We start from the raw sequence: 5,456 nt of genomic DNA on the forward strand, positions 1-5,456 counted from the left end.
TCACGTCGCCATAGACGCGTTTGGCTTCTTCGCCGAACCATTCTAGGAAAGATGCCGCGTAGGCGATCTCGCCTTTCGCTTCCGCCAGCGGCTTGCCCTGCTCGCTCGTCATGATCAGCGCCAGATCGTCTGCATGGGCGAGCATCAGCTCACTCCAGCGGCGCAGGATGGCAGCGCGTTCCTTGCCTGTCCGGGCGCGCCAACCCTTCCATGCACGTTCGGCGCAGTCGATCGCACGCCGGGTTTCGGCTTCCCCCATGATAGGCACGGTCGAGATTTCCGCACCGGTGGCCGGATTGGATACCGCAAACCGCTCCCCGGTGTCGGCGTCGCACCATTCGCCATTGATGAAACACTGGTTCCGGAGAAGAGAATCATCCTTCAGTTGAAGCATTGCTTGCCTTTCTGCTGTTGACCGGCATCGCGGGGGAAGGCCTCATCCTTGCCAGCTGCGAGGAATCCTGCCGCATGCCGGGAATTGATTAGTCATCCGCGTTCGCGGACATCGTTATTTTCCAGACGGCAGGTCCAATCCAATTGGCGCTGGATTTCCGCGATTTCAGGCAAGGGTTGGCGCCGCTGCCGGCGATCGTCCAGCCATTTCCGCACGTCTTCCTTGCTCGGTCGCGAAACATCCTGCACTACCCGCCGTTCGCCGCATGCATCGATCCGTTCCATACCGGCGCCCTAGTTGCCCCGAATCAGCCGTGCGCCGGGCCACTTGCTCGTGTGGGCTCGCTCGTACTGCTTGGGATAGGCCAGGGTGACGCCCAATGCTTCTGCCGCATGCCACACCCACCGCGGGTTGTCGAGGAAGGCGCGCGCCAGCACGACAGCGTCCGAGGTGCCTGATGCAACGATCTCTTCCGCCTGCGCGGCACTGATCACCAGACCGGCCGCTCGCGTCGGGATGTCTACCTCGCGCTTGATTTGGCTGGCGAAGGACAACTGGTAGCCGGGTTCAACCGGTATACGTGCCATTGGGTCGAGCCCCCCTGTGGAAACGCAGATATAGTCACAACCGATCTGCTTGAGTTCGGCAGAAAAGACTACCGCCTCTTCCGGCGAAAATCCGCCATCCACCCAGTCGGTCGCCGATATCCGCACCCCCAGCGGCTTGTCAGCTGGCCAGGCGGCGCGTACGGCCTCGACGACCTCTAGCGGAAAGCGCATCCGCCTTTCGAGACTGCCGCCGTAGCCGTCGGTTCGAACGTTTGACAACGGTGAAAGGAATTGATGCAGCAGATAGCCATGTGCCGCATGGAGTTCCACCAGCTCGATGCCAATGCGGTCAGATCTTAAGGCCGCATCGACGAATGTCCGCTTGATGCGTTCCATGCCCTCCCGGTCCAGCTCCACGGGAACAGCCCAGTCCTTTGTGAGTGGAATCTGCGACGGGCCAACCACCTGCCAAGGACTTTCATCTGCTTGTAGGGTCCCACGGCCTTCCCATGGCGCATGCCCTGACCCCTTTCGGCCGGAATGAGCAAGCTGGATGCCGAAGGGCATCGATGAAAATCCACGGCAGAATTCCACGACACGCTTTAGCGCCGCTTCATTCTCATTTGAATAAAGGCCGAGGCATCCATGGCTGACACGACCTTCCGGCGCCACCGAAGTAGCCTCGATCATGAACAGGCCGGCGCCCGACAGCGACAGGTGCCCGATGTGCTGCATATGCCAGTCCGTGGCGCTGCCGTTGACTGCACTGTACTGGCTCATCGGACCAATGACGATGCGGTTTGACTGCGTCAAGCCACGTAGCTGCAACGGAGAAAACAGGTTGGAGTTCATTTGAGGTTTCTTGGAAAAAGGACTTTCAATCGACAGGAGTCGGCTACCACGCCGACGTGCCCCCGTCGACGGTAAACACGGCTCCAGTCGCAAAGGATGCTTCGTCGGATGCCAGCCACAGGATCGCACTGGCGATCTCCTCAGGCTTTCCCATCCGCCCTTGCGGCGCGCGCCCGTTCAGCTCGGCGCGCAACTTGTCCGGATTGTCAGACTGGGCGAACATCTGCTGGAAGTACGGAGAATCGATGGTTCCCGGCGCAATAGCGTTAACGCGGATGTTCTGTGCCGCATGATCGAGCGCCATCGCACGCGTCAGCGCGACGACACCTCCCTTGGAGGCCACATAGGCGGCGCGATTGGAAATGCCGACCATCGCGGTATACGATCCAGTGTTGACAATGGCCCCGCCGCCCCGGCGCACCATGACAGGAATGGCATACTTCGAGCACAGGTAGGGACCGCGCAGGTTCACCGACATCAGCCGGTCCCAGTCGTCCTCCTCAATGCTGACCACCGTTCCCGCAAATCCGAAACCGGCATTGTTCACTAGGATGTCGATACGGTCGAAGCATTTCACCACCGAATCGATCATGGCCTTCACTTCCGTCGCTGATGACACGTCCACGCCAATCGCGATGGCACCCTTACCAATCGCATCGGCAACGCTCCGCGCCTGTTCGAGATTGCGGTCAGCGACGACTACTTTTGCCCCCTCCCGTCCGAACAGTTCCGCGGTCGCACGGCCGATGCCGCTACCGCCGCCGGTCACGATAGCAACCTTGTCCTTGAAACGCATTTCAGTTCCTTTCACGATTCCGTCCATCAAAAAACGACCAGGTCGCGCAAGCCTTCGCCGGAATTGAGCCTGTCGAATCCCGCGTTGATGTCTTCGAGCGCCATGCGCTCACCCATGAGCTTGTTCACGGGCAGTCTTCCCGCAAGGTACATGCCGATGTAGCGCGGCACGTCGCGAATGGGAACGCAGGAGCCGATGTAGCTGCCTTTCACCGTCCGCTCCTCAGCCACTAGGCTGACCTGCTGCAACGGCCACTTGTCGTTGGGATGCGGCAGCCCGGCCGTTACTGTCATGCCGCCGCGACGGGTCATCCGGTAGGCTGCTTCCATCGCCTGCACGGAGCCGGCCATTTCGAAGGCATAGTCGACCCCCCCCTTGGTAATCGCCTTGACCTTTTCAATGGCATCCGGATCGCGCGCATTGACCACCGCCGTGGCGCCCAGCGAACGCGCGACTTCCAGCTTGCTATCGTGCACGTCAACAGCCACTACCTCACGCGCGCCGGCCGCCAGGGCGCCCAGCATCGTGCACAGACCGACGCCGCCCAGGCCAAGCACAGCCGCCGTCGTTCCCGCCTTTACGCCGGCAGTATTGACCGCTGCGCCGACCCCGGTAAGGACGGCGCAGCCGAACAACGCGGCTTCCACCGGATCGATATCGGCGTCCACCTTGACGCAGGAACTGCGCGACACCACGGCATGCTCGCCAAATGCCGAGACGCCAGTGTGATGGTTGATGTGGCCGTGGTGATTGTGGATACGCCATTCGCCGGACAACAGCGCGCCCTTGGTATTGGCCTCAGCCGCCGGTTCGCAAAGCGCCGGCCTGCCTTCCATACATGGGAGGCAATGACCGCAGCTCGGGACAAAGACCAGTACAACGAGGTCGCCCGGGCGTAGATCGGTCACGCCTGGACCGGTCCGGACCACCTGCGCGGAAGCCTCGTGTCCCAACGCCATGGGTACCGGGCGTGGACGCACTCCGGTAATAACGGAAAGGTCGGAATGGCACAGGCCGGCCGCGTGCATCTTCACGAGCACTTCGCCCGGGCCGGGTTCGTCGAGGTAGACTTCTTCGATCCTGAGCGGCCGCGACGCGACGAACGGTGCCTGCGCGCCCATCTGGTAAAGGATGGCTGCCTTGGTTTTCATGACTGTCCTTCCTGCTTATTTGTAATGCTGCACGATGGTCTTCGTTGTGCTCATTTCCTCGAGCGCAAGGAAACCCTTTTCGCGCCCATGGCCGCTCTTCTTGAAGCCGCCGAATGGCAGCTCGACGCCGCCGCCCGCGCCGTAGCAGTTGATGAAGACCTGTCCGCTAAGAATCCGCGATGCCACGCAGGACTGACGGCTTCCATTCTCGGTCCACACGGCTGCGGTCAGGCCATATTCGGTTGCATTGGCAAGACGAATGGCGTCCTCTTCGTCATCAAACGGTATGGCAGCCAGAACGGGACCGAATACTTCGTCGCCGGCCAGCCGGTTATCACGCGGTACCGGTCCAAACAGAACTGGCTTAATAAAATAACCATTGCGCGGCACACCCGCCGCAAAGGAGCCTTCCGCCAGAACGGGCACGCCGGACGCCTTGACCTCGTCAATAAAGCTGCTGACCCTATTAAACTGCTTTTTGTTGATGATCGGCCCGCAATCAAGATCCATTTGCGGAACCCCAACCACGGTTTCCTTGAAGTAGTCCACAACGATGGCCATAAACTTGTCGAAAATGTCCTTTTGCACGAGCACTCGGCTGCCGGCAGCGCAGGTCTGCCCGGCGTTCTGGACGATGGCTTTTACGATGACAGGGGCCGCTTTTTGCAAGTCGGCGTCGTTGAAGACGACTTGCGGCGACTTGCCGCCGAGTTCCAATGCGCAAGGCACATGATTCTTTGCTGTCGATTCCTGCACCAGTGCGCCGACTTCCGGCGAACCGGTGAAGGTTGCGAAGTTGATGCCGGGATGCGCGGTCAGCGCAGCACCCGCCTCGTAACCGTAACCCGTGACGATGTTGAGAGCTCCGGGAGGAAGCCCAGCATCGATCAGTAGCTTGCCAAGGAGGAGCGTACTCATGCAGGCATCTTCGGATGGTTTTAGCACGGCAGCATTGCCCATTGCCAACGCTGGTGCCAATGAACGGCCGAACATCTGTGCGGGATAGTTCCATGGGATGATGTGCGCAGTCACTCCGTGCGGTACGCGCACCACGCTGACGTTGTAGCCTTCCAGGTACGGAATGGTCTGGCCGTGCACCTTGTCCGCCGCGGCGCCGTAATACTCAAAGTAGCGTGCGGCTGCAATGATGTCATTGCGTGCCGTGGAGATCGGCTTGCCGGTATCCTTGGCTTCGATCTGCGCTAGCTCGCCCTGGTTTTCGGTAATCAGATCTGCGAAGCGCATGAGGATGCGTCCGCGTTCGGTCGCCGTCAGTTTTCCCCAGGCTCCGTCCAGTGCCCGTTGCGCGGCATTGACAGCCAGGTCGATGTCAGCCGCGGCGCCGCGATCGATCGAAGCGTAGGCTTCGCCGTTACACGGGTCAATGACATCAATGGTTTCTCCGCTTGCAGCCTTGAGCCACTTGCCGTCAATCAGGATGGTGTTCATCCGCATTTCTCCAATTAGTGTATTAGTGATGGCCGTTCGTTGATGCCAACAGTTCGCCGCGTTCGAGCGTCAGGGTGGTGTCGGGCAGGTCGCGCAGCAGGCTGCCGTTGGATTCGGTGACGATCACGCACAGTTCCGGGTTGAGGTCGCGCAGGCGGCGCAGCGATTCTGCGTACTGGTTTGCCAGCACCGGCGCCAGGCCCTGGAAGGGTTCGTCCAGCAGCACCAGGTTGCGCCCCGCCATCAGCGCACGGCCCAGCGCCGCC

General features: G+C 60.8%; 5 protein-coding genes and 1 pseudogene. All 6 read right to left on the minus strand.

Annotated elements, in window-relative coordinates; genetic code table 11:
* The coding region (locus AYR66_RS28305) for an aldehyde dehydrogenase family protein (protein ID WP_141104212.1) at window positions 1-394 on the minus strand (394 nt) is incomplete at its 3' end.
* 293 nt (window positions 395-687) lie between these two features.
* Window positions 688-1,794, minus strand: coding sequence for an NADH:flavin oxidoreductase/NADH oxidase (locus tag AYR66_RS10710; RefSeq protein WP_088707479.1), 1,107 nt, complete (start codon window positions 1,792-1,794; stop codon window positions 688-690).
* Between the two features lie 43 nt (window positions 1,795-1,837).
* On the minus strand, window positions 1,838-2,590 hold the full coding sequence (locus tag AYR66_RS10715) for an SDR family oxidoreductase (protein ID WP_088709742.1): 753 nt from the start codon (window positions 2,588-2,590) through the stop codon (window positions 1,838-1,840).
* A gap of 26 nt (window positions 2,591-2,616) precedes the next feature.
* Window positions 2,617-3,741, minus strand: a complete 1,125-nt coding sequence (locus AYR66_RS10720; RefSeq protein ID WP_088707480.1) for a zinc-dependent alcohol dehydrogenase family protein — start codon at window positions 3,739-3,741, stop codon at window positions 2,617-2,619.
* A gap of 15 nt (window positions 3,742-3,756) precedes the next feature.
* Window positions 3,757-5,190 (minus strand): aldehyde dehydrogenase family protein, encoded by a 1,434-nt coding sequence (locus AYR66_RS10725; protein WP_088707481.1) that lies wholly within the window; start codon window positions 5,188-5,190, stop codon window positions 3,757-3,759.
* 22 nt (window positions 5,191-5,212) lie between these two features.
* Window positions 5,213-5,456, minus strand: a pseudogene (locus tag AYR66_RS10730) (ABC transporter ATP-binding protein); the annotation flags it as partial.

This window comes from Noviherbaspirillum denitrificans, from assembly GCF_002211445.1.
GTDB lineage: Bacteria > Pseudomonadota > Gammaproteobacteria > Burkholderiales > Burkholderiaceae_D > Noviherbaspirillum > Noviherbaspirillum denitrificans.

Coding starts and splice junctions, on each gene's coding strand:
- AYR66_RS10710 (WP_088707479.1), bottom strand. CDS start 1,794: ATGAACTCCAACCTGTTTTCTCCGTTGCAGCTACGTGGCTTGACGCAG.
- AYR66_RS10715 (WP_088709742.1), bottom strand. CDS start 2,590: ATGCGTTTCAAGGACAAGGTTGCTATCGTGACCGGCGGCGGTAGCGGC.
- AYR66_RS10720 (WP_088707480.1), bottom strand. CDS start 3,741: ATGAAAACCAAGGCAGCCATCCTTTACCAGATGGGCGCGCAGGCACCG.
- AYR66_RS10725 (WP_088707481.1), bottom strand. CDS start 5,190: ATGAACACCATCCTGATTGACGGCAAGTGGCTCAAGGCTGCAAGCGGA.